The 3,907-nt window shown below is 63.9% G+C and carries 5 protein-coding genes; all 5 read right to left on the bottom strand.

Features of this window, described 5'->3' with window-relative positions; translation table 11 throughout:
- A partial coding sequence (locus EN749_RS32305; RefSeq protein WP_210214743.1) for a hypothetical protein occupies positions 1 to 224 on the bottom strand: 224 nt, incomplete at its 3' end.
- Positions 225 to 419, bottom strand: coding sequence for a hypothetical protein (locus tag EN749_RS32300; RefSeq protein WP_128364691.1), 195 nt, complete (start codon positions 417 to 419; stop codon positions 225 to 227).
- 2 nt (positions 420 to 421) lie between these two features.
- Positions 422 to 1,183: a hypothetical protein gene (locus EN749_RS32295; protein WP_128364690.1), complete on the bottom strand. Its 762-nt coding sequence runs from the start codon at positions 1,181 to 1,183 to the stop codon at positions 422 to 424.
- Between the two features lie 3 nt (positions 1,184 to 1,186).
- Positions 1,187 to 3,139, bottom strand: coding sequence for a terminase gpA endonuclease subunit (locus EN749_RS32290; RefSeq protein ID WP_128364689.1), 1,953 nt, complete (start codon positions 3,137 to 3,139; stop codon positions 1,187 to 1,189).
- 10 nt (positions 3,140 to 3,149) lie between these two features.
- A complete protein-coding gene (locus EN749_RS32285) occupies positions 3,150 to 3,758 on the bottom strand; it encodes a hypothetical protein (protein WP_128364688.1) in 609 nt (202 codons plus the stop codon).
- Between the last annotated feature and the right edge of the window lie 149 nt (positions 3,759 to 3,907).

Below are 3,907 nucleotides of genomic sequence, written 5' to 3'. Positions count from 1 at the left end.
CAGCTGTCCCTGACGAATTCGCGCGCCCGGTTGCGCAGCGTCGCCAGCGCCTGGCCGACCTCAACATTGGCCGAGGTGCCGCGACCGGTCCAGCCCTTGTTGCGCCGCCCGGACTGGCCGGCGGCATAGCTGCGTTCAAAACCCTCAAGCGAGGCGCGCGCCGCGGCACGACGCAGGCCGGCTTGCGGCGAAAACACGGAAATCAGGCGGTCGAGCGCGTTCATTCAGGTGCCGCTATGGTATTCGGTGAACATCGCGCCGCTGGTCGAACCCTTGACCTCGGCTTCCATCCGCGCCAGCACGCGTTCCATCTCCGACATCGAACGGAAGGTCAGCATCGTCTCGCCGTGCTTGGTGGTCAGCACGCCGGACGCCATCGCTTTCTTGATGTTGTCGATGTCGGTTTGCGTCCAGGCCATAGTCAGGCTGCCATCTTGTATCGGCTGCGCTTGATGCCGAGAGAACCATCGCCCTTCCAGTGCGACCGGACGATCTCCAATTTGCCGAGCCGCCAGCGCAGAAATGCGCGCACAAAATGAAGGCATTTGCGCCCGGATAGATGGGCTTCGATTTCGCGGTTTTCCGCTTCGGCCTTGCTCCCGTTCGGCGTGACCCAGAGCGTAATTTCCGTCCACGCAAGAAGCGGGAACTTGCCCGTCATCCCCTGCGCGTGCGCAAGCTTCCTTTGGAGGCCGGAGTGCGGAAGTCGAGTGATATTGCCGAGCAGCTTTGGGGTGTTTATCAGGAACAGGTAGTATGCCGCGCCACGAGCAAGGAGATAGCCGTCCTCCCTGTTGATTTCGCCACACCTGAACCAGTACCCTTGACCATTCGACGTCGTTGACGATTGGAGAACTCCAACAAACAACATGCCGATCATCAGATTATTGGTGAGATATAGGCGCATGCTTCCGTCACGCTGTTCGATGATAAGCAGACCAAGTCTTGACTGGCCCGTTTTCACTTCGATGAACGTGACCGGTGCCGGTGCAAAAATGCGACCAGACTCGAACAGATTTGCCGGTTCGTCTCGTGCCAAGATGGTGACAAACTCGCCCAGCGCCGAGCACTCAAAACATTTTGCGCTCACCATCTGGGGCAAGACGCCATGCGGGTCTTTGACCTGCCGATCCCGCAGTGGCAGGCACCAGTCGTTCAAAAGCTGCTGCGCTAGAGGTGTCATAGCTCAATCCCAGAATGATTCTGTCGGCAGGGCGGCGGCGGTTTGCTGCGGCTTCGGCGCCTGGGCCGCGCGCATCTGCACCTGCAGAACGTCAGGCGCGAAGAAATCGAAATCCTGCGGGAAACCGCGATCGGCGGCGAGCGTGCGCCACTGGTCGGCGGTCATGCGCGACAGGCCGAGATAGTCGGCGAGCGCGGCGTTGTAGATCTCGCAGTCGAGCAGGTGGTTTTCCTCGCCGCCGCGGATCTTCCAGACCCGACGGGCACGGCCGCGATAGGTTTCGGTGGCCAGATATTCCGAAGTGATCTGGCGAAAGTAGACCTCGTCCTGCCACCAGGCGAAGTGGCAATAGCCGGCCGGATTGACCGGTTGCCCAGCAGCAATGCCTTCCTTGCGCAACTGCGCGTAGAAGGCGCCTTTCAGCGGCCAGGTGCCCACCGCCCAGACCATGGCGCCACCGCGGATGCGCTCGCCCTTGAAGTCGATGTCGACCTTGGTCGGCTGGCCGAGCGCCGGACGGCTCCAGCCGTCTATGCCCTTCAGCGCGAAAGTCGCCGCCTTGCCGCGCACCCAGGAATAGACGACGTGGCTGCGATAGCCTGAATCGATGCCGAAAAGGTCGACCGTGCGGGTGCGGCCATAGGCGTCCGGCCATTGCGTGACACGGATCTTTTCCAGATCGGCAAAGGCGCCGGCATGCGGATCCTCGGTGTCGCCGGGCAGATAGCCGGCATCGACCACCCAGCTCTGCCCGTCCGGCGCATAGGCCTTGATCGAATACCAGATGCCCCGCATCTGCACGTCGGCAGCGCCCACCAGGATCAGGCCGGCGGGCGGGATATGGCCGCGCTTCTGTTCCTTGTCGCGGCGCAGCATCAGCTTGGCATGGTCGGGCGCGTCGCCCTTGACCTCGAACGGCAGGCCGAGCGTCAGGTTTTCGAAGGTCTTTAGCTTGAGCGGGTCGCCAGCCGCCTTGACGAATTCCTCGGCAATGACCGGCCACGGCACGAAGGGAGAGGTCAGCGCGTCGAAATGGTAGCTCGGATGAGCGCCAGGCCGGTCAGCCAAGGCAACCCATCGGCCTTTCTTCATCAGTTCGACTTTGTCGGCCGCCTCGACGATCGCGCCGCAGCAGGGCGTCGCGTAATAGGCCTTGTAGGGATGAACCTCTTCGAATTTAAAGTACTGCCGGTCGAAGACGAAGCGGAACGGCGTCGCGCACCCAGGGCACGGCATGTGCCAGTAGCGCTGGTCGCCGGCATGAAAGCCGGCATCGATCTTCGAGGCGCCCTTGACGGTCGGCGTGGAGATCTTGAAGCGCTTCCACTCGCCCGACATCAGGAACGAAATCTGGCGCGCCGCGATCATGCCGAGCGGATCGCCCTGGCCATCGAGGTCGTCGGGATATTCGTCGACCTCATCGAGCAGCGCCACCTTGATCGTCTTCGAACGCAGGTCGGCGGCCGAGCTGGCGATGGCCAGCGTCAGCGAGCCGCCGGGATAGACCTTCGAGGTAGATGTCGAGGCGTCGCCGGCGCGACTGGTCTGCGGCTTCACTTTCCGCTTAAGGGCCGGCGTCTTGTCGATGGCGATGGCCAGCTTGTCGCGGTTGAAGTCGGACAGGGCGCCGGATGTCGGCTGCACGATCATCACCCGGCAAGGGTCGGTGTCGATGATGTGGCCGACCGCGGCGAGCAGCAGCGTGGTGAAGCCGGTCTGCGATGACTTGCGGACGTCGATCTCGTTGTGGCCGCTGTCCATGGCCAGCATGTCGAGCGGTTCGACGATGTAGGGCGTCAGCGAGGCGTCCCAAAGTTCGTTGGCACCAGGACCGTCGGGCACGATCAGATTGCCCTTGGCCCAGGCGGACGGGCTCATGCGATCCGGCGGCGCGATGAGGGCCGCCAGCGTGCCGGCGATGACCGCCAGCGCCGAGCGCTTGAGCTGCAGTTTCATGGATGGCCTTTCAGTCGGCGCCGAAGTCGAATTCGTTGCCGCCACTGTCCTCGTCGGCCTGGCCGGCGTCGCGCTGCAGGGTGAGCGCGTCGGCGGCACGGCGGCGGATCTGGTCCTTGATGTCGCGCAGCTTGCGCCGCAGCGCCGGCTCGCCTTCCTTGGCGGCCGTCATGATCTCGCCGGCAAAGCTCGGCAGCTGCTCGATCGCCCTAACGATCGCCTCGCCTGCCCGCACCATGGCGGTCTCGACTTCGATGACCGGCACCAGCTTGCCCAGACGCTCGCTGACGTCGAGGGCCGAGCGGCGCGCTTCCCACTGCGCTTTCTCGGTCTGGGCATCGCGCAGTGCGCTCGGCGGACCGGATGGCTCGGCGGTCTTTTCCTCGCGGACTGTTTCGGCGGCCTGCTCGCGGTAGGCGTCGCCGACGCTGCCGATCGCCTTGTCGAAGGCGGCGAGATCCACCTGGCGCTCGCGGCCGTTGCGGCGCGTGGTCAGCAGCCCTTCGGCCTCGTAACGGTCGACGCGCTTTTTGATCGCGACCTTCGAGACGCCGCGCATGGCCGCGATCTCGGACAACGACTTCCAGACGGCCGGCGGCAGGTCGGCAGGGGCTTGCATGTCAGAAACCTGCCGAGGTTTACCGTTCACCGGCCATCGTTAACATCGTTAACCCAGTTTTCCGCACCCTCTCACTAGCGAACCCTCGGGCTACGCCGTCCCGCATACGGTTTGAGGTCGGGGAAGGACCCGAAGGGGGTGGGGGGTGG

This window comes from Mesorhizobium sp. M7A.F.Ca.ET.027.02.1.1 (assembly GCF_004022985.1).
Lineage (GTDB): Bacteria > Pseudomonadota > Alphaproteobacteria > Rhizobiales > Rhizobiaceae > Mesorhizobium.
This window is presented reverse-complemented; position numbering and strand designations above follow the sequence as displayed.

Bases quoted from the DNA above. Each gene is read 5' to 3' on its own strand.
- EN749_RS32300 (WP_128364691.1), bottom strand. From the start codon at position 419: ATGGCCTGGACGCAAACCGACATCGACAACATCAAGAAAGCGATGGCG.
- EN749_RS32295 (WP_128364690.1), bottom strand. From the start codon at position 1,183: ATGACACCTCTAGCGCAGCAGCTTTTGAACGACTGGTGCCTGCCACTG.
- EN749_RS32290 (WP_128364689.1), bottom strand. From the start codon at position 3,139: ATGAAACTGCAGCTCAAGCGCTCGGCGCTGGCGGTCATCGCCGGCACG.
- EN749_RS32285 (WP_128364688.1), bottom strand. From the start codon at position 3,758: ATGCAAGCCCCTGCCGACCTGCCGCCGGCCGTCTGGAAGTCGTTGTCC.